25 protein-coding genes, 1 tRNA gene and 1 riboswitch are annotated in these 25,239 nt (G+C 69.0%); of the genes, 11 read left to right on the forward strand and 15 right to left on the reverse strand.

Annotation, left to right across the window (positions count from 1 at the left end; translation table 11 throughout):
- Positions 1-46 precede the first annotated feature (46 nt).
- The 3 genes from VV02_RS19910 to VV02_RS19920 all read left to right on the forward strand — a co-directional run bounded on the left by VV02_RS19910 (position 47) and on the right by VV02_RS19920 (position 2,844).
- Positions 47-796: a hypothetical protein gene (locus tag VV02_RS19910; protein ID WP_157063481.1), complete on the forward strand. Its 750-nt coding sequence runs from the start codon at positions 47-49 to the stop codon at positions 794-796.
- Positions 797-986: 190 nt separating this feature from the next.
- Entirely contained in the window at positions 987-1,736 is a 750-nt protein-coding gene (locus VV02_RS19915; RefSeq protein WP_052594380.1) for a hypothetical protein, read from the forward strand.
- Between the two features lie 73 nt (positions 1,737-1,809).
- Complete coding sequence (locus tag VV02_RS19920; RefSeq protein ID WP_052594382.1) at positions 1,810-2,844, forward strand: adenylate/guanylate cyclase domain-containing protein; 1,035 nt, start codon at positions 1,810-1,812, stop codon at positions 2,842-2,844.
- An 83-nt stretch (positions 2,845-2,927) separates the two neighbouring features.
- Here the strand turns inward: VV02_RS19920 and VV02_RS19925 are convergent.
- Both VV02_RS19925 and VV02_RS19930 read right to left on the reverse strand, forming a co-directional pair.
- A tRNA-Met gene (locus tag VV02_RS19925) sits at positions 2,928-3,004 on the reverse strand.
- A gap of 56 nt (positions 3,005-3,060) precedes the next feature.
- A complete protein-coding gene (locus tag VV02_RS19930) occupies positions 3,061-6,027 on the reverse strand; it encodes a UPF0182 family membrane protein (protein ID WP_245633142.1) in 2,967 nt (988 codons plus the stop codon).
- 304 nt (positions 6,028-6,331) lie between these two features.
- Here VV02_RS19930 and VV02_RS19935 point away from each other — a divergent pair, with 304 nt between their 5' ends.
- Positions 6,332-6,823, forward strand: a complete 492-nt coding sequence (locus VV02_RS19935; protein ID WP_083450582.1) for a PPA1309 family protein — start codon at positions 6,332-6,334, stop codon at positions 6,821-6,823.
- A gap of 3 nt (positions 6,824-6,826) precedes the next feature.
- Here VV02_RS19935 and VV02_RS19940 read toward each other — a convergent pair whose 3' ends face one another.
- The 4 genes from VV02_RS19940 to VV02_RS19955 form a co-directional block, all read right to left on the reverse strand.
- A complete protein-coding gene (locus VV02_RS19940) occupies positions 6,827-7,198 on the reverse strand; it encodes a hypothetical protein (protein ID WP_052594384.1) in 372 nt (123 codons plus the stop codon).
- A gap of 106 nt (positions 7,199-7,304) precedes the next feature.
- Positions 7,305-8,393, reverse strand: a complete 1,089-nt coding sequence (locus tag VV02_RS19945; protein WP_052594387.1) for a YlbL family protein — start codon at positions 8,391-8,393, stop codon at positions 7,305-7,307.
- A complete protein-coding gene (locus tag VV02_RS19950) occupies positions 8,390-8,836 on the reverse strand; it encodes a molybdenum cofactor biosynthesis protein MoaE (protein WP_052594389.1) in 447 nt (148 codons plus the stop codon). Before VV02_RS19950 ends, VV02_RS19945 begins: the two co-directional genes overlap by 4 nt.
- Complete coding sequence (locus VV02_RS19955; protein WP_052594391.1) at positions 8,833-9,939, reverse strand: Rossmann-fold NAD(P)-binding domain-containing protein; 1,107 nt, start codon at positions 9,937-9,939, stop codon at positions 8,833-8,835. Before VV02_RS19955 ends, VV02_RS19950 begins: the two co-directional genes overlap by 4 nt.
- Positions 9,940-10,027: 88 nt before the next feature.
- Here VV02_RS19955 and VV02_RS19960 point away from each other — a divergent pair, with 88 nt between their 5' ends.
- The 3 genes from VV02_RS19960 to VV02_RS19970 all read left to right on the forward strand — a co-directional run bounded on the left by VV02_RS19960 (position 10,028) and on the right by VV02_RS19970 (position 13,122).
- Positions 10,028-11,518 (forward strand): zinc-dependent metalloprotease, encoded by a 1,491-nt coding sequence (locus VV02_RS19960; RefSeq protein WP_083450311.1) that lies wholly within the window; start codon positions 10,028-10,030, stop codon positions 11,516-11,518.
- On the forward strand, positions 11,515-12,096 hold the full coding sequence (locus tag VV02_RS19965) for an NUDIX domain-containing protein (RefSeq protein WP_218917448.1): 582 nt from the start codon (positions 11,515-11,517) through the stop codon (positions 12,094-12,096). The genes VV02_RS19960 and VV02_RS19965 overlap by 4 nt, the downstream gene beginning before the upstream one ends.
- A 228-nt stretch (positions 12,097-12,324) precedes the next feature.
- Positions 12,325-13,122 carry an SMP-30/gluconolactonase/LRE family protein gene (locus VV02_RS19970; RefSeq protein WP_052594393.1) on the forward strand — a complete coding sequence of 266 codons (798 nt, stop codon included), beginning with the start codon at positions 12,325-12,327 and terminating at the stop codon, positions 13,120-13,122.
- A gap of 8 nt (positions 13,123-13,130) precedes the next feature.
- On the opposite strand, the gene VV02_RS19975 is transcribed toward VV02_RS19970, so the two are convergent.
- The 3 genes from VV02_RS19975 to VV02_RS19985 form a co-directional block, all read right to left on the reverse strand.
- Positions 13,131-13,523, reverse strand: a complete 393-nt coding sequence (locus VV02_RS19975) for a hypothetical protein (protein WP_052594395.1) — start codon at positions 13,521-13,523, stop codon at positions 13,131-13,133.
- A 95-nt stretch (positions 13,524-13,618) separates the two neighbouring features.
- On the reverse strand, positions 13,619-14,200 hold the full coding sequence (locus tag VV02_RS19980) for a M48 metallopeptidase family protein (protein ID WP_052594396.1): 582 nt from the start codon (positions 14,198-14,200) through the stop codon (positions 13,619-13,621).
- A 71-nt stretch (positions 14,201-14,271) separates the two neighbouring features.
- Entirely contained in the window at positions 14,272-15,018 is a 747-nt protein-coding gene (locus VV02_RS19985) for a metallophosphoesterase family protein (protein ID WP_052594398.1), read from the reverse strand.
- 80 nt (positions 15,019-15,098) lie between these two features.
- Here VV02_RS19985 and VV02_RS19990 point away from each other — a divergent pair, with 80 nt between their 5' ends.
- Positions 15,099-15,626: an isochorismatase family protein gene (locus VV02_RS19990; RefSeq protein ID WP_052594400.1), complete on the forward strand. Its 528-nt coding sequence runs from the start codon at positions 15,099-15,101 to the stop codon at positions 15,624-15,626.
- Positions 15,627-15,630: 4 nt separating this feature from the next.
- On the opposite strand, the gene VV02_RS19995 is transcribed toward VV02_RS19990, so the two are convergent.
- On the reverse strand, positions 15,631-16,929 hold the full coding sequence (locus VV02_RS19995; protein WP_052594402.1) for a DUF2207 family protein: 1,299 nt from the start codon (positions 16,927-16,929) through the stop codon (positions 15,631-15,633).
- A gap of 96 nt (positions 16,930-17,025) precedes the next feature.
- Between VV02_RS19995 and VV02_RS20000 the strand changes: the two genes are divergently transcribed.
- Both VV02_RS20000 and VV02_RS20005 read left to right on the forward strand, forming a co-directional pair.
- The gene (locus VV02_RS20000; RefSeq protein WP_052594404.1) at positions 17,026-17,847 is read left to right on the forward strand and encodes a TOMM precursor leader peptide-binding protein; all 822 of its coding nucleotides are present in this window, start codon (positions 17,026-17,028) and stop codon (positions 17,845-17,847) included.
- Between the two features lie 28 nt (positions 17,848-17,875).
- Positions 17,876-19,198, forward strand: coding sequence for an ABC1 kinase family protein (locus VV02_RS20005; RefSeq protein ID WP_052594406.1), 1,323 nt, complete (start codon positions 17,876-17,878; stop codon positions 19,196-19,198).
- A 174-nt stretch (positions 19,199-19,372) separates the two neighbouring features.
- Here VV02_RS20005 and VV02_RS27375 read toward each other — a convergent pair whose 3' ends face one another.
- From VV02_RS27375 to nudC, 5 genes are all read right to left on the reverse strand, one after another.
- Positions 19,373-19,504: a hypothetical protein gene (locus VV02_RS27375; protein WP_281177315.1), complete on the reverse strand. Its 132-nt coding sequence runs from the start codon at positions 19,502-19,504 to the stop codon at positions 19,373-19,375.
- 106 nt (positions 19,505-19,610) lie between these two features.
- On the reverse strand, positions 19,611-19,898 hold the full coding sequence (locus VV02_RS20010; protein WP_083450583.1) for a WhiB family transcriptional regulator: 288 nt from the start codon (positions 19,896-19,898) through the stop codon (positions 19,611-19,613).
- A 216-nt stretch (positions 19,899-20,114) separates the two neighbouring features.
- Positions 20,115-20,414, reverse strand: coding sequence for a hypothetical protein (locus VV02_RS20015; RefSeq protein ID WP_052594408.1), 300 nt, complete (start codon positions 20,412-20,414; stop codon positions 20,115-20,117).
- A 149-nt stretch (positions 20,415-20,563) separates the two neighbouring features.
- Positions 20,564-22,678, reverse strand: coding sequence for an ATP-dependent DNA helicase UvrD2 (locus VV02_RS20020; RefSeq protein ID WP_157063482.1), 2,115 nt, complete (start codon positions 22,676-22,678; stop codon positions 20,564-20,566).
- A 63-nt stretch (positions 22,679-22,741) separates the two neighbouring features.
- Entirely contained in the window at positions 22,742-23,656 is a 915-nt protein-coding gene (gene nudC / locus VV02_RS20025; RefSeq protein WP_245633143.1) for an NAD(+) diphosphatase, read from the reverse strand.
- Positions 23,657-23,719: 63 nt separating this feature from the next.
- Between nudC and VV02_RS20030 the strand changes: the two genes are divergently transcribed.
- Positions 23,720-24,991, forward strand: a complete 1,272-nt coding sequence (locus VV02_RS20030) for a phosphotransferase (protein ID WP_052594414.1) — start codon at positions 23,720-23,722, stop codon at positions 24,989-24,991.
- Positions 24,992-25,095: 104 nt separating this feature from the next.
- Positions 25,096-25,211: riboswitch (SAM riboswitch) on the forward strand.
- Positions 25,212-25,239: the final 28 nt, after the last annotated feature.

The following is a 25,239-nucleotide window of genomic DNA, read 5'->3' on the forward strand; positions in this document are numbered from 1 at the left end:
AAGGGCACTCGCCCCAGACCTGCGTGGTCACCACAGGGGCTTCACCATGACTGGTCGTACCCGCACGATTGCACTGTCGGCGTTGATCGCGACCGGGCTGACCGGGACCGCCGCGTCCCAGGCCACAGCGACCGACCACAGCCGTAAGGACTTCAACGCATTCCGCAGCAAAGTCGCACACGACATCCAGCCCGGCATCCCGGTGATCGGCAGCTGCTATCTCGTCGTGCCGGCCACCGCACGCGTCGTCCAGCCGTATTCGCCCATAGCCATACGCCTCACGGGGGGCTGCGCGATCTCCGACCGGCCGAATGCCGCCTGGACCGTGGGGCCGGACGACCGCGCCTACGACTTCGCATACTTCGACCACGCGCGCACTGGCACCTGGAATCTCTTTGTCGACACACCGCTCGGTAAGCGCACGTGGAAGGGCAACTTCGCCTACACCTACGACGAGACGGCTCAGTACACCCAGAACGCGCCCGTGACCACCGTCAAGGTCGGCTCCTGGGCCGGCCTCTCGACCAGCCGCTCCGGCAGCAAGGTCACCATCAACACCCGCACCGTGCGCTACTCCACGTCCTACCAGCAGCCGATCGCCTGGGCCGGCGCCACCGGTTGGATCCAGTTCAAGGCCAAGGGCGCCAGCACGTGGAAGACCATCAAGAACGTCACCACCAACAGCTCCGGCACCTACGCCTACAGCTACACCAACAGCGGCACGGGCGACTACCGCGTCGTCTACGCCGAGGCCGCCTACATCTGGGGCGCAACCAGCCCCATCTCAAACCGGTAGATCTTCGACGAGCAACGGCAATCCGATCTCGCGCGTAGCGGAGCCGTGGGGCAGCGCACAAATCGCATGCCAACGATTCTGCAACGGGGCCTCATCGGGGCCTGCCGTCAGTTAGATTTCGCGTCACCGCACGGTGATGCGAAGGGCGTTCGCCTCAGACCCGTGCGCTTCACCACAGGGGGCACTTCCCATGATTCGTCGTATCCACTCGGTCGCGCTGGCGGCCGTCCTCGCGGCAGGTATGGCGGCGGCGGTCTCCTCGCCCGCCATGGCTGCTGACCACCACGGCAGCAAGAAGCTGGACGCGTTCCACAAGGTCGCCCATGACCCCGAGCCCGGCGTCCCGGTCATCGGCAGCTGCTCACTGATCGCTCCCGCGACAGCGCGCGTCGTCCAGCCCTTCCTCCCCGTGGCGGCCCGCGTGACCGGCGGGTGCGCGATCAACGACCAGCCCGTCGCGGGCTGGTCCATTGGGCCGGAAGGCAACGAGTCCGACTTCATCTTCTTCGACGGCGCCCGCAGCACCAGCTGGGACCTGTGGGATGACACACCGCTCGGCACGCGCACTTGGCGGGACGACTTCGCGTACACCAACGACGGCACAGCGCAGTACACCCAGAACAACCCGGTGACCACGGTCAAGGTCGGCTCCTGGGCAGGCGTTTCGACCTCGCGATCCGGCAGCAAGGTCACGATCAACACCCGCATCGTGCGCTACTCCACGTCCTACCAGCAGCCGATCGCGTGGGCCGGCGCCACCGGCGTGATCCAGTTCAAGGCCAGCGGCACCAGCACCTGGAAGAGCATCAAGAACGTCTCGACCACCAGCGCCGGCACCTACGCCTACAGCTACACCAACAGCGGCACCGGCGACTACCGCGTCCTCTACAACGAGGCGGCGTACATCTGGGGCGCCACCAGCCCGACCTCGACCCGCTGATTGCACTGACCGACGTGCCCCAGGGCACGTCGGTCAGTCCGGGCCGGCGTACGAACTGAGATGATCACCCGTCATGGGAGCCACGCCGGAGTCCGTCACGCATGGTCAGAGGCTGTACGACGCCGTCGAGCTGGCCGTCCTCGGCGGCGGTGAGCGCTACACCCGGGCGCAGGTCGCCGAGGCAACCGGCGTCGACCTCGAGCGCCTCACGACGCTGTGGCGAGCGCTCGGCTTTCCCTCTCCCGACGATGACGACGCGCTGTTCACCACGGCCGACATCCGGGCGATCGGTCACCTCGCCGCGCTCCTGGACGCAGGTCTGCTCGAGGCCAAGGACGCCGATGCGGCCATCCGCACCATGGGCCGTACGTTCGCGCGGCTGGCCGAGTGGGAGATCGACCAGCTTGCACCGCACCTGGCCATCGGCGACGTCGACACGCTCGACCAGGAGACCATCAACGCGGTGGCCGACCAGGTGGACGCCCTGCTGCCACAGATCCAACAGCTCCAGGACTACGTCTGGCGCCGGCACCTGACGGGTTCGGCAGCGCGCGCTCTGCTCAATTCCGACCGTGCGGGAGCCGAGCTCACCGTCGGCTTCGCGGACATCGTCGGGTTCACCAGGACCAGTCGTCGGCTCACTCGCGAGGAGCTCGCCGACCTCATCGAGCGATTCGAGGCCACCGCCACCGAGATCGTCGCGAGCGGTGGCGGACGTGTGATCAAGACGATCGGTGACGAGGTGCTGTTCGTCGCGGACGAACCCCGCGATGCGGCCGAGATCGGACTCGCCTTTGCCGCTCGGCACGCTGAGGACCGCCGATTCCCGAAGGTGCGGGTCGGTCTGGCCAACGGGCCCGTGCTGGCTCGGTTCGGTGATGTGTTCGGCGAGGCCGTCAACATCGCGGCGCGCCTGACCTCGCTCGCCCGACCGAGCACCGTACTGGCCAACGGGGCGCTGGCTGCTCTGCTGAGCGAGGAGTATCGCGTGAAGCGGACGGCCACCGAACGTGTCCGTGGGTACGCCCGCCTGGAGACCTGGCGTCTGAAACCACCCCGCGCGAGCACGCCGAGCATCGAGATGTGGGGCGGCCGAACCTCACGTTGAGGCTGCACGGCGCTGACGGCGTATGAAGGGCGTCAACGACGAAGGCCCGGACCAGATGGTCCGGGCCTTCGTCGTTGACGCGTTGGTAGCGGGGGCAGGATTTGAACCTGCGACCTCCGGGTTATGAGCCCGGCGAGCTACCGAGCTGCTCCACCCCGCGTCGGTAATCAGTACTCTACGGGACGCTCACGCTCTCGACCAAATCGGCCCGCCGCCCTACTTCGTTGAGGGTGACGGCGTGGTCGACGGGGTCGGCGACACGGTGATCGAGCCGCCGTTCGGGTTGGCCTTCACCGCCCGCTGAATCGCTTCGTTGAGCCGCTTCTGCGCCTCGCCGTAGGCCGCGAAGTCACCCTTCTTGAGCGCAGCCTGGCCATCGCTGTAGGCCTTCTGGATGTCCTGCACCGCCTGCTGCTGCGGTGTCAGGTTGCCGGTCGGCCCCGAGCCCGGAGGCGCGCTGGTCGACGGCGACGGAGACCCCGACGGGGACGGGGAGGGTGACGTGCCTGGCGTCGGCGTGGGTGTCGTACCGGCATCTCCGGCCGAGGCGCCCGAGTTGCCACCGAACAGGGTGTCGAGCGCACCGTCGAGGGTGGCGGACCAGGCGAGCTTATTGCCGAACGATGTCACGACGATCCGTTGCAGCGGATAGGCGTTGGCACCGCCGGCCTGGATGTAGATGGGCTCGACGTAGAGCAGCCCATCGCCCACCGGCAGCGTGAGCAGGTTGCCGAGCGTGGCCGTCGATCTGTTCTGCTGCAGGAACTGCGACAGGGTCAGCGTGAAGTCCGAGCTGTTGACGTTGGACGACTCCAGCTCGTTCTGGAACTGCCCTGGTCCCTTGATGGTCGAGGCACGTGGCATCTCGAGCAGCCGGATCGTGCCGTAGCCAGGTTTTTTCTTGCCGGTGTCGGAACCGGCGTCGGCGTCCACCGCCATGAAGCCGGACAGGTTGGTCCGGTCACCGGTCGGGATGAAGGTCGAGGTCAGCGAGAAGGCCGGAGCGGTCTGGCCGGGCATCGCGATCGACAGGTAGTAGGGCGGCGTCACCGGGCCCTGCTGACCTGCCGCGCGCACCTGCGTCGGGTCGGTCGGCACCTGCCAGGCGTCGTTGCCCTGGTAGAACTGGCTCGGCTCGGTGACGTGGTAGCGGGCGAGCAGCTCACGCTGCACCTTGAACATGTCCTCGGGGTAGCGCAGGTGGCTCATCAGGTCGCCGTCGATCTTGGACAGCGGCTTGACCGTGTTGCCGAACGCCTTGCTCCACGCCTTGAGGATCGGGTCCTTGTCGTCCCACGCGTAGAGGTCGACCGAGCCGTCGTACGCATCCACGGTCGCCTTGACCGAGTTGCGGATGTAGTTGACCTGGCCGCCCTCGACGCTGCGCACGGTCTGCGAGCGGTTGGTGAGCGAGTCCGAGGTGACGTCACCGATCGAGGCGAGCTGGGAGTAGGGGTAGCGCGACGTCGTGGTGTAGCCGTCGACGACCCACTTGATGCGACCGTCCACGACCACGGGGTAGGCGTTGCCGTCGAGCGTCAGCCACGGCGCGACCCGCTTGACCCGCTCACGCGGCTCACGGTGGTCCAGCAGCTTGGAGTCGCCGTTGACGACGTCGGAGAGCATCAGGTTGTACTGGCGGTACTTCACGGCATAGGCGAGCTTGCGGGCGAACGAGCCGACCTTGACTCCACCCTTGCCCTGGTAGGTCGTCTTCTTCTCACCGCCGGTGGCGCTGTCGGGGTAATCCAGCTCGCGCGGAGCGCCACCCTTGGTGCCGCCCACGATGGAGTACGTCGGTGAGGACTCTCCGAAGTAGACGCGCGGCTCGTACTTGCCGAGGCCGCCGACCGGCGGGATGTCACGCTCGAAGAACTGCGGCTCACCGTCCGCCGTGCGCTTGTTGCCGTAGGCAGCGACGAGACCGAAGCCGTGCGTGTAGACGCTGTGGTCGTTGACCCAGTTGCGCTGGGCCGAGGGCACACCGTCCAGATCGAGCTCGCGCACCGCGATCACGGTGTCGACGGTCTGGCCACCGAGCTTGTAGCGGTCGACATCAAGCGAGTCCGGGAACTGGTAGTACGGCACACGACCCTGCAGCTGCCGGTAGGTCGGCGACACGACCGCCGGGTCGACGATGCGGATCCCGGGCACCGTCGCGGCGTCCTTGCGCAGCTGGCCGGCCGCCGCGTTGGTCTTGGGCTGGTAGTCCTGCGCCTTGGTGGCGGTCAGGCCGTACGCCGCACGCGTCGCGTCGATGTTGCGCTTGATGAACGGCGCCTCACGAGTCTGCTCCGAGGGCCGCACGCTGAAGTTCTGGATCAGGGCCGGGTAGATGCCGCCGATCAGGATCGCGCAGACGACCAGCAGTCCGGTGCCCAGCAGCGGCAGCCGCCAGGTGCGGGTCCAGATCGTCGAGATGAACAGCGCTGCACAGAGCAGCGCCGCAAGAGCGAGCACCGCCTTGGTCGGCAGCACGGCGTGCTGGTCGGTATAACCGATACCGGTGAACAGCCGACCGTCATTGGTCGTCAGGTCGTAGCGGTCCAGCCAGTAGGACAGCGCGCGCAGGAGAACGATGCCGGCGAGCAGCAGCGAGAGGTGCACCCGCGCGGCCCCCGTCGTACGAGGACCCTTGCCCTGCAACGAGATTCCGCCGTAGACGTAGTGCGTCAGCACGGCCGCGACGAGGGAGAGGATCAGCGCCATCGTCAGGAAGCTGACGAGGAATTGCAGCAGCGGCAACGTGAAGACGTAGAAGCCGATGTCCAGCCCGAACTCAGGGTCCTTCTGACCGAACGACTGGCGGTTGATCCAGAGCAGCGGGAGCTTCCACTGGGCCTGGGCCGCGACACCGGCGAACAGACCGAAGAGGATCGGGACCGCGACGAACGCCGCCTTGCGGAACGGGTCGAGCAGCTCGCGGTAGCGGTCCAGGTTGTCCTGCTCGGGCGTCGTCGGCGCGTAGATCGGGCGGTGCCGGTAGGCCAGTACGAGACTCACGCCGATCAGCACGGCGGTGAGCACCCCGCCGACGATGAACATCGAGGTCTTGGCCGTCAGCTCGGTGCGGAACACTGAGGAGTAGCCGACGCTGTCGTACCAGAGCTTTTCGGTCCAGATGCTCGACCACAGCAGGGCCAGCACGATGACGGCGACCACCGCGACAAGGGCTGTGGCCAACGGAGATCGACGAGACCTCAGGGACAGCCCACGTGGCAGCTTGGGACCGCCAGGTCCGAAGGGAGAACGGCCGCGACGGCCGCCGTCCCCGCCGAAGTCGTCCGAAGAGCTCACCGGTGTCCGATCTCTGGGATGGGGCCAGGGGCCCTTAACCTAACCCGCGAACCTGAGGCGATTGGGGCAGGCCCCACGGTGTGTGCCGTACGAGTTCGCCCGCCTCTCGCTCGGCCCTCACCTCGGCGTGCGGCACCATAGCCGGGTGACCTCTCAAGACCCCACCGTCCGCCCGGTCCTCAGCCCGCTCATGAGCTGTGCCGTCGACACCGAGCAGCACGTCGCCGCAGCCGGATGGGACCAGCCACCACGGCTGTTCGCGATCGCACGCAACGGCGACATCGCTCGACGCGAGCCCGCGCTGGCGAAGCAGCTGGCCCGTGTCGACCCGGACGCGTACAGCACGATCGAGCAGGAGGGCATGCCGAGCACGTCGTCGCTGGACTCGATGCTCGGGCGGCTCGCCTGGCCCGACGAGGTCGACGGCGTGGCACTCGCGGTCGAGCGCATCGTCGTCCCGCCGGAGGCCGAGCGCGACCTGCCGGACGACCCTGAGAAGGCCGCCGAGGCGCTGGCCGTGCACCCGGACCACGAGGACGTACGCCTGCTGGTGGCCGTGCTACGCGACGGCGAGTCGGTCTGCCTGCTGCGTCAGCGCAAGCACGACTCGGACGACAAGGTTGCCATCGGCAAGGACATCGCGCCCGGACTCGTCGAGGCCCTGCGCGCGACCTTCAGCTAGACGTCAGCTGTAGAAGTCGTCGCCGAAGCGCGTGCCGCAGCGGCATGGGGGCTCGTAGCCGAGACCCCCCAGATACTTGTAGGCCGAGTCCTCGTAAGCCGTCGCGAGTGAGCGGCACACCTTGCCGCCGCGGTGCACGTTGAACGTCCACGTCGGTCCCCGGCCGGCCACGACGGGATAGACGGTGATGTCGAGCACGTCGTAGCCGGAGCCCGACGAGAGGGACGCGCACACGGTGTCTGTGCCGTCGTTGTACGAGACCGTCCCTCCGCCGCCGACGGAGACGTTGAACGAGTTGGCCGACGCTGTGGGCGCGGTGGCTATCAGTGAGACGCCTATGACGGTGGCGGTCGCGGCGATGCGGAGTGTCTTCATCTGCAGGTCTCCTCTGGACTCGTCGTCCGGCCGGGCATCCGGCCGGACACTGAGCGCGAGGTTAGCGGCTCGGATCGCCCAGCGAACCCTGTTCGTCAGGGTCCGATCAGCCGCAGGAGGGCAGGCCGCTGGCCTGACCCTTGCCGATCTTCTCGACAGCGGTCCTGGCCTCGGCGAACGTGCCGATCTTGACCACGGTCAGGCCGTCGGGCACGTGACCCTTGACCTCGTTGCAGTTGTCCTGAGGGGCCAGGAAGATATCGGCGCCGTCGTTGTGCGCACCGACCATCTTCTGGCGGATACCGCCGATCGGTCCGACGACGCCGTCGGTGTCGATGGTGCCCGTGCCGGCGAACTCCTTGCCGCCCGTGATCGGGCCGGGCGTCAGCTTGTCGTAGATCGCCAGGCTGAACATCAGGCCGGCCGACGGACCGCCGACGTCACCGGCGTTGACCTTGACGCCGAACGGGAAGACGTACTTGGGCGCGAGCGAGATGCCCATGATCGCTTGGCCGTCATCGTTCTTGACGGTGCCGACCGCGATGGTCTGCGACTTGCCGGCCCGGGTGACGGTGACCTGCACGGTCTGCCCCACCTTCACGGCATCCATGGCGCCGTGGATGGTGTCCAACGTGGTGGCGGGCTTGCCGTTGATCTGGTCGATCCGATCGCCAACCCGCAGCAGACCGTCAGCGGGCTTGCCCTTGCTCACCGCTCCCACGGTGACGGTCTCGGCGACCTTCTTGCCGGCCGCGCGGACGGCCACGACCTCGGCTGCCTCCTGGGAGCCGACCATCTCGGCGGTGTTCTCCTGCTCGACCTGCTTGCCGGTCTTGCCCTTGGGGAAGACCTGCTCCTCGGGGAAGATCTCGCTGTTCTTGTCCGTCTTGGCGCGCAGCCACTGCCACACGCTGACGGGATAGTTGGGCCCGCCGTAGAGCGAGACCGTCGTGAAGTCGAGGCGACCCGAGGTCGGGTAGGTCTGCGTCCCGGTGATCGCGATGATGTCCTGCTTGTCGGACTTGCCCAGCGTGTCCTGCGCCGGCCCCGGGCTGAAGATGGCGTACGGGACCTTGATGATCTGGCCGAGGGCGCCGATGACGACCGCGAGCAGCACCACGACCAGCAGCCAGATGGTGCGTCGCGACAGGCCCTGAGCGGGCTTCGGACGCGACGGAACCTGTGTTGCTGTCATGGCAGACCCACCCACTCATCGCTCCCGTCGCTGAACTGCTGGTGCTTCCAGATCGGCACTGTGCGCTTGAGAGTGTCGATCATCTCCCGGCACACCTCCAACGCGGGTCCACGGTGTGGCGCGCTGACGGCCACCACCACCGCGGTGTCACCGACCTCGAGGTGCCCGGTGCGGTGCACGGCGGCAAGGGCGGTGATGTCGTCGCGTACGACGGTCGCGGCGGCTGCCGCGAGCGCCTCGACAGCGCTCGGGTGGGCCGAGTAGTCCAGCGCGTCCACCGATTTCTCGTGGTCTGCCTGACGTACGACACCGACGAACAGGGCGACCGCACCGGCGGCCGGGTCCCGCACCGCAGCGAGCACCTCGTCCAGCGACAGCGGCTCGTCGCGTACGTCGAGCAGGCGTACGCGGGTGTCGGGGACGACGGACGGGTCTGACCTCACGTGCTGCCCTTCTTTCGACGTCGGCGCATGATCGCCGCGGTGGCTCCTACCGCGACCGCAGCACTCGCTGCTCCGATCGCCGCCCCATCTTTGCGGTCAAACCTGCGAGCAGACCCCATACGGTGCGCCCGCGCGTCGGACAGCAGCAGATCGAGGCACTCGGTGTTGTCATGGACGGGTCGCCAGCCGTCCTCGCGCAGCCGAGCACTCGACACCGCCCATGGGTGGGCGATGTAGTCCAGATCGGTGGCCGGGGACGGGAGCGAGCCGACGCGGTGCAGCCGCTGAGCAATGCCCGTCGCCGCCGCGTGACCGAGCTCGACCGTACGCATCCCGGACAGGTCTTCCATCTCGCCTTGGTCGAGCCAGCCCTCGCTGGCGACCGTCACCGCGGGCGCGAGGTGCGACTTCACGACATGGGCGAGGGCGCTCGCGAGATCCTCGACGTGGCACAGCTGCCAGATCGGCGTCGACTCCTTCAGCCGCAGCAGCCGGGGCGCGGCGACGTGCCGCGTCATGATCGTGTCCGTGCCGTCGACGAGGGTCGCGGGGCGTACGAGCGTGGTCACCAGTCCGGGATGGATCGCCGAGGCGTGCTCCAGGGCCTCCTCGACCGCGACGAGGTCACCGACGAGGCCGACGGTCGCATCAGCGCCGCGCACGGCGTCGTCATCGAGCGGGACCGGGTTGTCCTCCTTAGCGCCGAACACCATCGCGCTGGTGACCAGCACCAGATGGGGCACCGAGGTTGCGGCAGCCGACAGCACCAACGTCTGGATCTCGCGGACCAAGCGGTCTCGACGCCCTCCGTCCGCCAGCTCCGCCGCCAGGTCGTCAGGGGCAAGGACGTGCACCAGGGCACGCGCGCCGCGAAGGTGATCGGCCACCGTGGGAGCGCCCAGGTCGACATCCTCGACGAGCTGTACGGACGATGAGGCGAGATCGGGATCGAGGGGTGCGAGCGGCGTACCGAGTGCCACGACGGAGACACCGGACTCGGCCGACAGAGCGCGTGCGGCGGCGGCGCCCGAGCGCGTACCGGCGTTGGTCACGACGACGGGACCGCTGCGCCGAGAGCGAACGCGCCGACCTGCGGAACTCACCAAGGCCCCCTCGTGGTTATCTGTGAAGAGACGTCATCCTCTCACCGCCGCAACTGCCGGCGAGCCCGCCGTCGCCAAGGAGCATCACGTGTCCGACACCCCGCACCTCCAGCCGAGCGGCCCCGGTGACGACGACGAACCCGACCTCACCGAGCTGTTGCGCGCCCTCACCGGCGGCGGCGACATGTCCGATAACCCGCAGCTGGCCGACGCCCTCAAGCAGATGGGCGTCGAAAACCTCGACCCCGCGATGCTGCAGATGGTCCAGGCCCAGGTCCAGGCGATGATGTCCGGCCCGAGCGACGGGTCGTTCAACGTCGAGCTGGCCACCGACGCCGCGCGCAAGACCGTCTCTGCTGAGGGCGACCAGAGCATCGGCAGCAGCACCAGCCGCGATGTCGAGCAGGTCGTCCAGGTCGCCAACCTGTGGCTGGACGAGGTCACCGATCTGCAGGCGCCCGCCGCGGGAGCGCGTGCGTGGTCGCGCGCCGAGTGGGTCGAGCAGACGATGCCGGTCTGGCGACGTCTGGTCGAGCCCGTCGCCGTCGGTGTCGGCAATGCGATCAAGACCGCGATGCAGCAGCAGCTCAAGGACCTCGGCGACGCCGACCTCGCCTCCGAGCTCGGCCTGCCCCCGGGCGTCGACGCCTCTGCGCTGGTCGGCCAGATGGAGCCGATGGTCGCGCGGATGAGCAGCGCGATGTTCGGGATGCAGGTCGGCCAGGCCGTCGGTGCGCTCGCCACTGACCTGGTCACCGGCACCGAGGTCGGCCTTCCCCTTGTCGAGGGCAACCCCGTCGTGATCCTCCCGTCCAACGTGACCGCTTTCGCCGAAGGGCTGGGCATCGAGGGGGGCGAGGTCCACCTCTACCTCGCCGTCCGCGAGGCTGCTCGCGCGCGCCTGTTCGACGAGGTCGCATGGTTGGGCCCGGCCCTGCTGGCCGCCGTGCAGTCGTACGCCGGCGACATCAGCATCGACACCGAGCGCATCGAGCGGGCCTTGCAGGAGGCGGACACCTCCGACCCGGCCGCGATGCAGCAGGCGTTGCAGGGCTCACTGTTCACGCCCGAGCCGAGCGAGGCCCAGCAGCGGGCCGTCAAGCAGATCGAGACGACGCTCGCCCTGGTCGAGGGCTGGGTCGACGTCGTCAGTGAGCGGGCCGCACGCCCGCACCTGCCGCACGTCGATGCGCTGTCCGAGGCCGTACGCCGACGTCGCGCCTCGGGCGGACCTGCTGAGCGGGTCTTCAGCTCGCTGGTTGGCCTCGAGCTGCGGCCCCGGCGACTGCGCGATGCGGCCAACCTGTGGGCTGCGCTGGAGGAGGCGGGCGGTGCGCAGGCCCGCGACAAGGCTTGGGAGCACCCGGACTTCGCCCCGAGCGGTGCGGACCTGGACGACCCGCTCACCTACGTGGCGCGTCGTACGGGCGCCGAGACCAGCGCGCCTGCGCGGGACGAGATGGACGACGAGCTCGACAAGCTGCTCGCGCAGGGCCAGGCCGAGATGGACTCCGACACGTCGGGCGACGACTCCAGCGAAGGCTCCGACGAGGGCGAGGACAAGGACAAGCCCGAGTGACGACGGAGCAAAGCACGGTCCTACCAACGGAGTACGCGCTGCTCCATGCCGACGCGACCAGGCTGTTGCGCACCTGGGCCGCCCCGGACGCCGAGCAGGCAGCCACGCGGGACTCCTACCTGCGTCACCTGTCGGCCGAGCCTGCGGCGATGTGGCGAGACGGGCCGCGCGACCACATGACCGCTTCCGTCGTCGTCCTGGACCATCGGCTGGAGCGCGTGCTGCTGACGCTGCACAAGAAGGCTCGGCTGTGGCTGCAGCTGGGTGGCCACCTCGAGCCTGCAGACGGCACGGTCCACGCCGCGGCGGCCCGCGAGGCACGCGAGGAGTCGGGGATTGAGGACCTGGACGTCCGACCGCGGCTGGCGCAGCTGCATCACCATCAGCTGACCGCTTCGTTCGGTCACTGCCGTTCGCACCTGGATCTTCGCTTCGTGGCGGTCGCAGCTCCGGGCGCCGAGCCGGTCATCTCCGAGGAGTCGGAGGACCTGCGCTGGTGGCCGGTCGACCGGCTGCCACAGCCCACCGATCCGGACATGGGCGACCTGGTGTCAGCGGCACGGGCCGCGCTCAGCTGAGGACGTCGTCCATCGAGACGTCTGGTAGACCGTTCCAGGTGAATCATCGATTGGTCTGGACAGCCGTACACGGCTGGGACCACGATACGGTCCATGCGCATCTGGCGGAGTTCACTCATCGTTGCTGCCCTGCTCGCCACCACCGTGGCTGCCGTACCAGCCTCGGCGTCCCCCTTGCTCACCCAGCCGCGGTGTAGTGACGTCTCCACCACAGTGAGCACCTTTACGATGGGGACTCTTCCGGTCGCCGGCTGGCGCGAGAATCTTGACTTCGACGGGCACGGCACCGTGTGGGTCTCGCGGCTGCTGAACAACGAGGTCGAAGGACTCGGCCCGGACGGAGAGGTTCGGGTACGGGTCTCAGTGCCTGGGCCGTCCGGGATCCGGCGCGGCCCCGACGGCTTGATGTACGTGAACTTCGGATCCAGCGTGGGCTCCACGACCGCCGGCATCATGCGGTTCGACCCTTCCGCGGCGCAGCCGGTTGCCACGCCGTTCACCACCGGCCTGGCCGGTCCGAACGGCCTGGCGGTGGACGGCCAGGGCAACTTCTATGTCACCGGGCTGACCGCGTCGAACATCGTCAAGATCCGGCCCGACGGCAGCCAGGACACCGCCTGGACGGCGGCCGCGAACGTCTTCAGCTCCAACGGTGCCGAGGTCGCGGACGGAACCCTGTACGTCAGCGTTCTTGCCGACCTCGGTTCGCCGATCGTTCGGGTTCCACTGGACGATCCGGGCGCGCATTCCGTCGTCAGCACGCTGAGTCCGTTCCCGTATCTGCCCAAGGGGCTCGATGACCTGACGGTGCTGCCGGGCAACAAGCTGGTGGTGGCGGCCTTCGCTACGGGTGAACTGGTTCGTGTCGACCGCAACACCGGCGCTGCCTGCCTGCTGGTGCAGGGACTGGTGTCCCCGACCAGCGTCCGGATCCCCGATGGTTTCGGTGGCACCGGCCCCTCCCACGAGCTCTTCGTCACCGAGACAACCGGCCGCATCCTCAAAGTCACCATCACACCGAAGTAGCCGATCGCTCACCAGAGGAGGCCGGCCTGGGCGAGCTCCGCCTCGACCACCAACCGGTCCACGCCCGCCAGCCGTCGGGCGGGCGGTGCTGGCAGCTCCAAGATCACGCAACAGGCGCGCAGGGTGTCGTCGTACGCCAGGGTCACTGCCTCGAGCCGGTGCACCTTGGCAGGCATGTCGGACCGCTCGAGCCTGGCGATCTCCAGCTCCAGCCGATGAAGGTCAGCCACGAGGCGTTCCAGCGGGAGGTGGCTCGAGGGCCTGGACGGCTCGATGTCGCGCGCCGGCTCGGACCATGGCCATGGTCGTACGCCGGTCCACGCGTGGTAGCACCGGTCGAGGAGCCAGAAGATGGCAGCCGGGACCACACAGATCCCGACGTAGAGCAGTAGGACGGCCATGCGTTCTCCAGTGCGGCGACCCGCCTGATTGCGGGGGTGATCGCCGTCACCACATGGTCTCACCATGCGGACCGCGGAGCCAGCGTTGGAGGGGCTCAGCCGGCCGGCGCGTCCTCGACGTCAGGTTCGTCGTCCGCGACGGACTCACCGGAACCGTCCGTGTGGGCCACGCCCTCGAGGAAGCCGCGCGCTCGCTCCAGGTGCGGATAGCCGCTCAGCAGCGTCCAGAACGACTTGCCGTGGCCCGGCTGCAGCAAATGAGCCAGCTCGTGGAGCAGGACGTAGTCGACCACCCACTCAGGCATGCCCTGCAGCCGCGAGGACAAGCGGATCGTGCCGTCCAGTGGTGTGCACGAACCCCATCGAGAACGCTGGTTGTCCACCCACCGCACGGAAGTCGGCCGCGCCAGACCGCCGAGATAGCGCGCTGACAGGTCCTGCCCGCGGGCAGCCAGCTGGGCGTCACTGGGACGAAGCCGCCGATCGCGAGCCTGCACCTTGTCGACCATCTCGGCCACGAGCGTGCGCTCTTGGGTCTTGGTCAACCGCGCGGGAACGAGGACCACGATCCGGTCACCGTCGCGATAAGCACTCACCGTGCGTCGCCGGCGGGCACTGCGACGGATCTCCACCACCGGTTCGGCGGCGGAGCCGATCGTCAGCGGCTGCTCGCCCATACCCAAGAACTTAGGCGACGCGCCCGACAAAGTCCCGTATCCCGGGCCTGAGCGGCCCCGTGGGCGCTGCCTCAACGCCCGTCGCGAGGCCCGAACGCGCGTACCGCATCGACATCGGAGTTGCGCGACCAGACGTACTCATCGACCCACTCGGCAACGTCCGGTAGACCGCTCGACGCGACGATCTGAGCGCACGCCTGTGCCAGGTCGAACGTCGTACGCCGCAGCCGCGCCTCTCCCCCACGCAGCAGTGCCCAGTGGGCGCCGGCCCCGCCATAGGGCATCCCGACGCTGCCCGGATTGAGGACCAGACGTCGGTCGACCAGGCGTTGGAACGGCATGTGGGTGTGGCCGCAGACGATCGTCCGTACGTCCTCGGGCACGTCCGCGAGCACCTCCAACCAGCGGTCGATCCGGGTGTCGACCAGGACGACCTCGTCGTCGTCACGCGGGCTCCCGTGGCAGAACAGCACCGGGCCGAAACCCTCGACGTCGAGCGTCACCGGATGCGGCAGGCCGGCGAGCAGCTCGACCTGGTCATCGCGCAGCTGCTGAGCGCACCAGCCATCGATCGGGATCGACAGGGTCGCCCCTCGTGCCGCTGCGGCCAGCTCCCGGTCCGCGTTGCCTCGCACCCACACGACCCGGTCGCCCAGCGCGGTCAGCCGGTCCAGCGTCTCGACCGGCTGCGGCCCGGCTGCGATGTCGCCGGTCAGCACGATCCGGTCGGCGGCGATCACGTCGGGCTCAGCCAGCACTGCGTCCAACGCAGGCAGGACACCATGGATGTCTGACAGGACTGCGACGGAACTCAGCATCGCTCCACGATCCCGCGAAAGTCCCTGGTGCGCGGACATTTTCGCGTGCAGCAGAACCGGCCGAGGGATACCGTGCGGCCATGGCCGCTCCCCTCTCGCTCGACCCCACGCAGACGGCGCTGGTGCTCATCGATCTCATGGACCGGATCATCGGTCTGCCCGTCGAACCCCGCGAGGGCTCTGACGTGCTCCTCGTGGCGGAGACGTTGGCGACGCGCTTCCGATCTGCCGGTGCGTCGGTCGTGCTGGTCCGCGTCGAACGGCCGGGCGTCCCCGAGCAGCCCCCGGGCAGTGGGCTCGCGGCCGGGCTGCAGCAGGCGGGCGACATCGAGATCGTGAAACGGACGATCGGCGGCTTCGCCGGCACCGGACTCGACGAACGACTGCGCGAGCTCGGCGTCAGCACCATCGTGTTCGGCGGCATCGCCACCAACCTCGGGGTCGAGTCCACCGCCCGCGCCGCCAGCGACCTCGGCTACGACCTGGTCTTCGTCGAGGACGCCATGGCCGCGCTCACGGCGGCTGAGCACGATGCGTCGATCCGGCTGAACTTCCCGCGGCTCGGGACCGTGGCGACGGTGGACCAGGTGCACCTCGCGGCTCAGTGAGAGGTCAGTCGCCTCCGCCGCCACCCCCGCCGCTGTCGCCACCGCCACCGCTGTCGCCTCCGCCACTGGAGCCGCCGCTGTCTCCTCCGCTGCTGCCCCCGTCTCCCCCACCGCTGAAGCCACTGTCGCCGGCGAATCCGCCGTCGCTCGACGCACCGCCGGCCTCCGAGATCCCGCTCGTCACGTCGCCCACCATCGAGTCGATCGAACCGACGACGTCCGACACCACGTCGCCGACGGCGTTCGACACGTCACCGACGGCGTTCGACACGTCACCGACGGCGCCCGTGACGTCGCCGACCATCGCGTCGAACGACGACTGCACGTCACCGAGCCACGCCAGGTCCGAGCCCCACGACGAGTCGCCGGCGTAGAAGATCGTCCCGCCGTCGCTGCCACTGGTCTGCGCGAGGACGAGCACGTCGCGGAAGACCCGGCACCAGTGCTCCGTCAGGTCGAAGGCAATCGCCCAGGGCAGGTAGCGGCTGAAGACTCCTGCCGCCTCCTCGAGTCGCAGCTGCCGCGCGTCGGCGGTGGCGATGTATCGCCGAAAGCCTTCGATCTGTACTGCTGCAGCCGTGCCTTCCGCAGTGCGCCGCGGAGTCTGCCCGCTGCCGGCGACCACGGCTGAGATCAGGACCGCGATCCCCGCCAGCGTGCCGACCGTTCCGTGCACGCCGATCAAGCTGGCCACCACGAGCAGCCCGCCGCCGACCACCGCGAGCAGCACCGCGGGCAAACAGCCGTCCCTCGCGCCCACCAGCCACCGCCGGTCGTGCGCCTCGTGAGCGAGCTCAGTGCGCAGGTCGCGCAAGGAAGGCCGCAGAGCCGGCTTCGCCGAGCTGAGCAGCACCGGATGTGCTGTCGGGAACGTCGCCTGGAGGACGCGCCGCTCGACCCCGCTCAGCGGCTGGTCCGGCACGGTTGCCGGGGCTTCGAGAAGCCAGTCCTTCGAGGCATCCCCCTCGCCGGGCCGCGGTCGACGGATCCGGAAGAACCCGCGTACCGCGAGGTCGACAAAGGCGGCTCCGAGATCGCGGGGCTGGACCGCGCGTTCGATCACGATCCCGACGGACGCCGGGCGCATCGCGGTCGGCGGGTGAAAGCGCACGGGAGCAGCGGACACCATCTCGCGCGCTCGTCGACCGCTCGTCCGAGGGGCAGGCGACCCGGTCGCGGGCAGCTCTCCGGGAATGACGTCGGCGAAGTACTCGTCCGCCGCTCCGGTGCGCACCCGGTGGCGCAGCCACCAGGCCGTGAAGGGTGCGGCAACGAGCACCACGATGGCCAGCAGATCTCCCATGGAGGACTCCCTTTCTGTCGCACCTGTGGACGACGGCCGAGGTCGATCGCGTTCCCCTGCCAGAGTTGCCGGCAACTCACCCCACCGGAGGCGGCCATGTACCCGTCGGACATCTCACCGCAGATCGTCGCGCTGCGTGCGGCACCCCACGCCAATGGCGTGATCCAGATCAGCCTGGCTCGACTGCGCGCCCTGCTCCTGAGCGGTCTCAGTCAGGAGGATCGCCGGCTGCTCCTGACGCTCGGCGCGACGACGACGTCCGGCCTCCGCGCCGTGGCCGCCAACCCACGCAGCTCCGCGACGGCATCGGCCGCCTTCGAGCAGCTCGCCGAGGCCGCCGAATCGGCCGCTCTCACGTCGCCCGTTGCCAGCCAGGTCGCGGTGACCGGCCACGGCGCGCTCGCCCAGGCCGTGCGTTCAGTCATTCGTCCGTACGCCGCTCGCCTCACCCGAAGCCCCGACGTCCTGGGGCCGGACGAGGCGTCGTACGACGTGCCCGACCTGGCTGTCGGCGTCTCGGAGATGATGATCGACGTGAGTCAGGCACAGGTCTGGCGAGATTGCGGCGTCCCGTTCCTCCCGGTCGTCCATCACGGTGACCGGATGTCCATCGGACCGGTCGTGGCACCGCAGGGTGGCCCGTGCGCGCGATGCCTTGAGCTCTCCCAGGCCGATCGCGACCCCGGCCGGGCTGCCCTGGCTGCCGCTCTGGCCCACGACACACCGCCCACAGGCGACCCAGACCCCGCACTCACCGCCCTCGCAGCGGGACTCGCCGGCCTCACCGTGCGCAATGTCCTCACCGGACATCCCGTGCCCGCAGGCGTCGGACTCGTGGTCGCGCTACCCCATCCGCGCGTGTCACATCACTCCTGGCGTCAGCACCCGCGATGCCCCTGCGTGACAATGGGCTCATGAATCGCCTCCCGCGTGCGGACCAGACCTCATGAGCGAGCTCCCGCGCAAGGCCGTCGTACGCTCCGCACGGCTGGCCACGCTGCCGATCGGGTTCGCCGGTCGGGCGGCTCTCGGGTTCGGCAAGCGGGTGGGCGGCAAGCCGGCCGAGCTGGTCGCCGCCGAGCTGCAGGCGCGGACGGCCGAGCAGCTGTTCCAGGTGCTCGGCAGCCTCAAGGGCGGCGCCATGAAGTTCGGGCAGTCGCTGTCGATGTTCGAGTCGGCACTGCCCGAGGAGCTGGCCGGCCCCTACCGCGCGACCCTGACCAAGCTGCAGGACGCCGCGCCCCCGATGCCGGTGTCCATGGTCCACACGACCCTCGAGGACGAGCTCGGCGAGGACTGGCGCGACCTGTTCGAGTCGTTCGACGACGAGCCATCGGCGGCCGCATCGATCGGCCAGGTGCACCGCGCGGTCTGGTCGGACGGTCGCGATGTCGCCGTCAAGGTGCAGTACCCCGGCGCAGCGAGCGCCCTGATGTCCGACCTCAACCAGCTCACGCGGGTGGTCCGGCTGGCCGCCGGATGGGTGCCTGGTTTGGATCTCGCGCCAATCCTCGACGAGCTCAAGGGCCGGATGGCCGAGGAGCTGGACTACCAGCTGGAGGCCGCGTCGCAGGAGCAGCTGGCCGAGGCGTACGACGGCGATCCTGACTTCCTGCTGCCGCAGGTGGTCACCAGCTCCGAGCACGTCATCGTGTCGGAGTGGATCGACGGGACGCCGCTCTCGAAGATCATCAGCTCCGGCACCCCGGAGCAGCGCGACCTGGCCGCCACCCGATATCTGGAGTTCCTGGTCGGCGCGCCCGAACGCTCCGGGCTGCTGCATGCGGACCCGCATCCCGGCAACTACCGGCTGCTCCCCGACGGCCGGCTCGGCGTACTCGACTTCGGAGCGGTCAACCGCCTCCCGGACGGGCTGCCGCCGGCGACCGGCCAGCTGCTGACTCTCGCGCTCGAGGGCGACGCGGACGGTCTGGTGGAGGGGCTGCGAGAGGAAGGCTTCATCAAGTCGCGGATCAGCATCGACGCTGACGAGCTGCTGGACTACCTCGGCCGGTTCCTCGAGCCGCTGCACGAGCCGACATTCGCGTTCTCGCGGTCCTGGCTGCGCGGCATCTTCGCCTACATCAATGACCCGCGCAGCAGCCAGTTCACGGTCGGGCTCCGCCTCAACCTGCCCCCGCAGTACCTGCTGATCCACCGCACCTGGCTGGGCGGCATCGCCGTGCTCTGTCAGATCGAGGGGACGGTCCCCGCGCGGGAGATCATCGACCGCTGCGTCCCCGGCGCCAACCTGCCACCCCTGGCCTGACGCGCCCTGCGTGCCGGGAGAACCTCGACCGGCACCGCCTTCATCGCGACACGACAAAGCCGGGCGAGGTACGACGTACCTCGCCCGGCTTCGGGTCTTCACTCAGTGCGTCCGGGGTCCCAGCTGTCGCGCACACTGGGTCCGGCTTGAGCACTGAGTCCTGGGCCGGAGCCATCACCGCTCGTAGCGGTGCTGCTCCACCCGACGTCCCTGCCATGCCACGCGAAGCGACTGGCGGCGGACGCCCTTGCTCTCGTGCTGGTGTACTCGCTGGCGAGCCAGCTGCTCGTTCAGTACCTGATACATCGTGAATCTCCTTGAAACAGAACGCTTTTCGGGTGTGTTCAGATGACATGCCCTCTCGCTGAGGGTCATGCCTGACATGTCGCGCGTTGACACGGCGGCGCCGGGACTATGCGGCGACGGGGTGCTTGCGCGGACGGCCACGCGGCCGCTTGCGAGGAATCACCACGCCCTGGAGGAACAGCTCGCCACCCCAGACGCCCCACGGCTCCTGACGCTCCTTGGCGCCAGTCAGGCAGGCCTGCTGCAGCGGGCACGTGCGGCACAGGGCCTTGGCGAACTCGACGTCTTCCGGTCGCTCGGCGAACCACAGCTCGGGGTCGTTGACCCGGCAGGGCATCTCGGCCCCCAGGTCAATGGCCTCGGCGGCCTCGTCGATGAGATTGGTCAACATCATCGGTGGCACCTCCTTCGTGTCGTGACCCCGGTCCAGGGGTCCTTCTGTCGTGCTCTGGTGCTGCGGGTTGGCCGCTGCTCCAGTGGTCTCGGGTTGGCATCGGGCTGTCGTGCTGATCGACATCTGTGGCTCTCTCAGTCGATGGCCCCGCGGACACGAAAAAGACCGCGGACCCTGGTATCGGGTTCCGCGGCCTGGAGGAGGCTGGTCTAGCTGCTAGACCGGATGGCTCCAGGATGCGGAACGGACGACACCGTCGGCAAAGGACTTGATGGACGGGTAGTCAGAGGAATCGGTGGCGATGACCGGGACGCCGGCTCCACCCGGGCGGGTGCCCTCGATGGAGTGCTGGCGGCTGGCGGCAACGCGCTCACGGGTGACGGCGGCGCCGACGGCGGACACACCTGTCCCCTGGGCCATCACGCTGAGATCTCCGAGGATCGGCAGGGTGAGGGCAGCAGTGAACGGCATGCCAGTGCAATCGCACGTCATGTCCGTCATCGTGTTGTTCTCCATGTGCCAACCCTCCTTCGATCTGATCGTGATCCCCACCCGGCTGCCGGAGCCTGTGGGCTGAACGTCTGACAGATTACGTGCGCCGCGTCACGGCGCACAACTTATTTATCGAAGAAACTTCAGAAAACGTTTCACCGAGATCGGTGGCTTCATGCAGATTCTTCGGATTGCATTGCGGCACAACACTTTTCGGCAACTTCGTCAGGATCTCCACCCGCCAGGATCTCGAGCACGAACTCGCCGTAGCGCTGCAGCTTGCGGACACCGACGCCGGAGATCGTGCTCAGCTCCCCTGCTTTGGTCGGCCGACGCTCCGCGATCGCGGTCAGCGTGGCATCGGTGAAGACGACGTACGCCGGCACCTTGCTGGCCGTCGCGACGGCCAGTCGCCAGGTCCTCAGCGCCTCGAACTGAGCCTCGTCGTAGGTCGGCGGACAGTCCTCGCACCGACCGACCTTGCGCTCCGCCGCGGAGGACAGGTCCTTGCCGCAGGTACGGCACCGGGTGGCCTGGGCAACCTTGCGCTCCTTGGCCGGGCGCTTCTTGGGCTGGGAACGGGCGGCCTCACCCAGCACGGACGCCGCACCGTCGAGAAAACGGGAGGGCCGGCGGGAGGCGCGGCCCCCTGGGTTGCGGGCGGCGGCGTACGACAACATCAGCCCCTTGCGGGCGCGCGTCAGGCCGACATAGAGCAGCCGCCGCTCCTCCTCGACCGCCTCGGCGCCGTCGGCCATGGAGATCGGCAGCAGCCCGTCGCTGCAGCCGACGAGGAAGACGTGGTCCCACTCCAGGCCCTTGGCCGAGTGCAGCGAGGCGAGTGTGACGCCCTCGACCGTCGGAGCGTGCTGCTCGGTCGCGCGGCGGTCCAGCTCGGCCACCAGCTCAGGCAGCCGCACTGCCTCGGAGGCCGCTCCGAAGCCATCGGCCAGCAGGGCGAGCGCGTTCAACGACTCCCAACGCTCGCGGACCGCACCTCCGGACGGCGCCTGGGGTGACCAGCCGGCTCCGGTGATCACGTCGCGGACCAGGTTGCCGAGCGGGACGCTGCCGTCGTCCGAGCGCGAGGCACCACGCAGGAGGAGCACCGCGTTGCGTACCTCCTGCCGGCTGAAGAAGCGCTCGCCGCCACGCACGAGGTAGGGCACGTCGACATCGGCCAGTGCGGACTCGAAGGCCTCCGACTGGCCGTTGGTGCGGAACAGCACCGCGATCTGGCTGGCCGGCGTCCCCTTGGCGATGAGGCCCTTGATCTCGTCGGCGACACCGCGCGCCTCGGACGGGTCATCGGCGTACGACGCGAGCCTGGGTGCAGGGCCGCTCTCGCCCTGGGCCTGGAGCTCGACGGCACCGGCTCGCCCGGCCTGGACGACCAGGTTGGCCAGGCCGATGATCTGAGGGGTCGAGCGGTAGTTGCGGACGAGCTGGACCTTGTCCGCATCCGGGTGCAGCCGCGGGAAGCTCAGCAGGTGACGCGGCGACGCCCCCGTGAAGGAGTAGATCGTCTGGGCGGGGTCGCCGACCACGCACAGGTCGGCCCGCTCGCCCACCCAGGCATCCAGCAGATGCTGCTGGACGGTGTTGACGTCCTGGTATTCGTCCACCACGAAATGCCTGTACTGCGAACGGATTTCGCGCGCGATGTCGTCGCGGTCGCGGATGATGCCGACCATGAGGAGCAGGACGTCCTCGAAGTCGATGACGTTGCGCTCGGTCTTGACCTCTTCGTAGACCTCGAGCAGCCGCGCCATCGCGGTCAGGTCGAGGTCGGCAGGGCTCCGACCAGCCTGACGAGCAGCCGCGGGGTAGGTCTCAGGCGTGAGCATCGAGACCTTGGCCCACTCGATCTCCGAGGCGAGGTCGCGCATGACGACCCGGTCCAGCTGCAGCCGCAGTCGCGAGCCGGCCTCGCCGACGGCAGAAGCCTTGTGCGGCATGACCTCCGGCGCAGCGCCACCGATGACCTTGGGCCAGAAGTAGTGCAGCTGTCGCAGCGCGGCCGCGTGGAACGTTCGGGCCTGGACCGAGGGGACGCCGAGCTGTCGCAGACGAGTACGCATCTCGCCGGCGGCGCGGGCGGTGAAGGTGACCGCGAGCACGCGCTGCGGCTGGTAGGCACCGGAGTGCGCTCCGAAGGCGATCCTGTGGGTGATGGCGCGGGTCTTGCCCGTGCCCGCACCCGCGAGGACGACCATCGGTCCGAGGGGGGACGCGGCGACCTTGCGCTGCTCGGGGTCAAGCCCGTCCAGGACGTCGTCGGCGTTCATCGGCCCCATGCTCGCATCCCCGCCCGACACCCGACGATCGTTGTGCACAGGCGTGGGCGATCGTCAGGAGGGTTCGGCAATGCGACCGCCGTACCAGTCCTCGATCAGGTGGCGGGCGATGGACAGGTGCGGCGAGATCCCGAGGCGACCGTCGCCGACCTCCTCGGCCAGCTGCTCGCGGCTGAACCAGCGCGCCTCAGCGATCTCCTCGGGGTCGAGGACGAGGTCGGTCGAGGCGGCACGCGCCCGGAAGCCCACCATGAGGGAGGCAGGGAACGGCCACGGCTGGTTGCCTCGATAGCGGACGTCGGTCACCGGGACGCCGACCTCCTCGAACACCTCGCGCGCGACCGCGGCCTCCAGGGACTCGCCCGGCTCGACGAACCCGGCGAGCACGGACAGACGGTTCTCGCCCCACTGCGGGCCGCGGGCCAGCAGGAGCCGGTCCTCGTCGTCGACGACCGCCATGATCACGGCCGGGTCCGTGCGGGGGAAGTGACTCGACCCGTCCTTGGTGCAGATGCGGACCCAGCCGCCCTCGGCAGGCTCTGTGGGCGCCCCACACCGTGGGCAGAAGCCCTGGCCGGCGTGCCAGTTGGCCATCCCGACGGACGCCGCGAGCACGCCGACATCGAGATCGCCCAGCTCCATGCCGAGAGAGCGCAGGTTGGCTCGTGGATCGTCCCCGTCATGCTCCGCAGGGTGGATCGCGCAGGCGTACGACCTCCCGTCCGAAGCGCCGAGATAGATCACCAGGTCGGACCGGTCGGCCTCGACCGGCGGACGGTAGTAGAGCCGGCGCGAACCCGGCTCGCCCTCGTAGGGCGCCCGGTCGCCGTACAGATCGAGGACGCAGGTGGCCGGGTCGGCCAGCAGTCGACGCAACTGGTCCGGCTCCTTGCGCAGGGCCGCTGAGCGGTCCAACGCAGAGCGGGACAGGCCTAGCTCGAGCAGGGTCTCTGAGTCCGCGGAAGGCACGGGTCCCAGGCTATGCGGCATGCCTCCAAGGTTGGGGACCGCACCTGACCTAACGTGGCAGACGTGCTCAACCGTCCGCTCACTCTGGCCGCCCTCGCCAATGCAGCCGTGCCCGGACTCAGCCCTGCCCAGGTCGAGGGTGTGGCCATGCGCCCTGGAGCGCCCTATCAGGTGGCGATCGTCACGGACGAGGACGACAACCGCTGGCAGGTGCGATCGGCGCTGACCACAGCCGCCGGAGCCGCGCTGGACCAGGCGGAGCGGCTCGCGCACCTGCTCGGCAAGCGCCTGAGCTTCCAGGTGCCCCATCTCGCGGGCACCACGACCGCCAAGAACGGCAGCAGCGTCGCGGTCTACCGTCAGCTCCCCGGCCAGCCGCTGGGCTGGCGAGACCTCGTGCCTCGTTCCGAGGAGGCCCGCTCCCTGGGCCGTGCCCTCGCCGAGCTGCACGACATCGATCCCCGCGTGTACGACGAGGCCGGGCTGCCGTCGTACGACGCCGATGCCTATCGCAGCCGTCGCCTGTCCGAGCTGGACCGCGCCGCCTCGACCGGCCACGTCCCACCTCGCCTGCTCGGCCGCTGGGAGAGAGCGCTCGAAGAAGTCAGCCTGTGGCGCTTCGCCACGACACCGACCCACGGTGCGCTGCATGACGGTGACGTGCTCGTCGAGGACGGCGACGTGGTCGCCGTCGACAGCTGGGACACCGCAGCAGTCAGCGACCCGGCCTCGGACTTCGCGGTGCTGTCGCTCATGGCCAGCCCTGAGGCGGTGGACACCGTCGTGGAGGCGTACGCCCAGTCGCGTCGCGAGCGGCCCGACACCCACCTCGAGCGCCGGATCCGGCTGGCTTCGGAGCTGCGCCGCGTCTCCGGCCTGATGGAGGCCGCCAACTCCGACGACGACCTGCTCGTCGATCGTCGTGCCGCCGCTCTGCGTCGGCTGGACGAGGAGCGGCACGACGACGAGTCTCTGCTCCCGCCTCCCGTGCGGCGGCGTACGGCCGGCGGGGCGCCTGTCGTCGAGACGCCACCTCCGCCAGAGGTCGACCCGGCAGATATCGAGGTCGTCGAGGTCCGCGAGTCCAACGACGAGGACGAGACCCTGGAGATCCCGCAGGTCGAGGGCGACGACGAGGACGCGTACGACGACGAAGGCATCGAGGACGCGGGCACCGACGTCGAGCTTGAGGACGCAGGAACTGAGGACGCAGGAACTGAGGACGCGGCGACTGAGGACGCGGCGACTGAGGACGAGCCACCCGCGAGCCGAGATACGGACGAGACCCAGCCGATCCGTAGGAAGACGCCGGACCCGGACCTGCACGCCGGTTGAGCGGCAGCCCGCGCCGATCTCACCTCGCGAGACCTCGGTCCGCATAACGGAACGTTTTGCATTCCCCTTGCGCGTCTTATGATTGCGCGGCTACGTTCCTGACAGGTCACGAGATTCAGCGCCAAGCCCCGGCTCGCTGGACGGCAACCCTCCCTCGCGGCGGGGTGCTCCGGGTGATGACCTGGTGACGACCAGCGCCGGTCCGTCGCAAGCGCGAGGCTCCTCAAGCCTCATCACGAGATGGGTGA

Origin of the sequence: Luteipulveratus mongoliensis (genome assembly GCF_001190945.1) — a bacterium.
Classification (GTDB): Bacteria; Actinomycetota; Actinomycetes; order Actinomycetales; family Dermatophilaceae; genus Luteipulveratus; species Luteipulveratus mongoliensis.

Excerpts from the sequence above, each read along its gene's own strand:
- VV02_RS19915 (WP_052594380.1), top strand. The coding sequence starts at position 987 with ATGATTCGTCGTATCCACTCGGTCGCGCTGGCGGCCGTCCTCGCGGCA.
- VV02_RS19935 (WP_083450582.1), top strand. The coding sequence starts at position 6,332 with ATGAGCTGTGCCGTCGACACCGAGCAGCACGTCGCCGCAGCCGGATGG.
- VV02_RS19990 (WP_052594400.1), top strand. The coding sequence starts at position 15,099 with ATGGCCGCTCCCCTCTCGCTCGACCCCACGCAGACGGCGCTGGTGCTC.
- VV02_RS19985 (WP_052594398.1), bottom strand. The coding sequence starts at position 15,018 with ATGCTGAGTTCCGTCGCAGTCCTGTCAGACATCCATGGTGTCCTGCCT.
- VV02_RS19945 (WP_052594387.1), bottom strand. The coding sequence starts at position 8,393 with ATGACAGCAACACAGGTTCCGTCGCGTCCGAAGCCCGCTCAGGGCCTG.
- VV02_RS19995 (WP_052594402.1), bottom strand. The coding sequence starts at position 16,929 with ATGGGAGATCTGCTGGCCATCGTGGTGCTCGTTGCCGCACCCTTCACG.
- VV02_RS20005 (WP_052594406.1), top strand. The coding sequence starts at position 17,876 with ATGAGCGAGCTCCCGCGCAAGGCCGTCGTACGCTCCGCACGGCTGGCC.
- VV02_RS19970 (WP_052594393.1), top strand. The coding sequence starts at position 12,325 with ATGGGGACTCTTCCGGTCGCCGGCTGGCGCGAGAATCTTGACTTCGAC.
- VV02_RS20010 (WP_083450583.1), bottom strand. The coding sequence starts at position 19,898 with ATGATGTTGACCAATCTCATCGACGAGGCCGCCGAGGCCATTGACCTG.
- VV02_RS19940 (WP_052594384.1), bottom strand. The coding sequence starts at position 7,198 with ATGAAGACACTCCGCATCGCCGCGACCGCCACCGTCATAGGCGTCTCA.
- VV02_RS27375 (WP_281177315.1), bottom strand. The coding sequence starts at position 19,504 with ATGTATCAGGTACTGAACGAGCAGCTGGCTCGCCAGCGAGTACACCAG.
- VV02_RS19980 (WP_052594396.1), bottom strand. The coding sequence starts at position 14,200 with ATGGGCGAGCAGCCGCTGACGATCGGCTCCGCCGCCGAACCGGTGGTG.
- VV02_RS19920 (WP_052594382.1), top strand. The coding sequence starts at position 1,810 with ATGGGAGCCACGCCGGAGTCCGTCACGCATGGTCAGAGGCTGTACGAC.
- VV02_RS20020 (WP_157063482.1), bottom strand. The coding sequence starts at position 22,678 with ATGAACGCCGACGACGTCCTGGACGGGCTTGACCCCGAGCAGCGCAAG.
- VV02_RS20015 (WP_052594408.1), bottom strand. The coding sequence starts at position 20,414 with ATGGAGAACAACACGATGACGGACATGACGTGCGATTGCACTGGCATG.
- VV02_RS19975 (WP_052594395.1), bottom strand. The coding sequence starts at position 13,523 with ATGGCCGTCCTACTGCTCTACGTCGGGATCTGTGTGGTCCCGGCTGCC.
- VV02_RS20000 (WP_052594404.1), top strand. The coding sequence starts at position 17,026 with ATGTACCCGTCGGACATCTCACCGCAGATCGTCGCGCTGCGTGCGGCA.
- VV02_RS19910 (WP_157063481.1), top strand. The coding sequence starts at position 47 with ATGACTGGTCGTACCCGCACGATTGCACTGTCGGCGTTGATCGCGACC.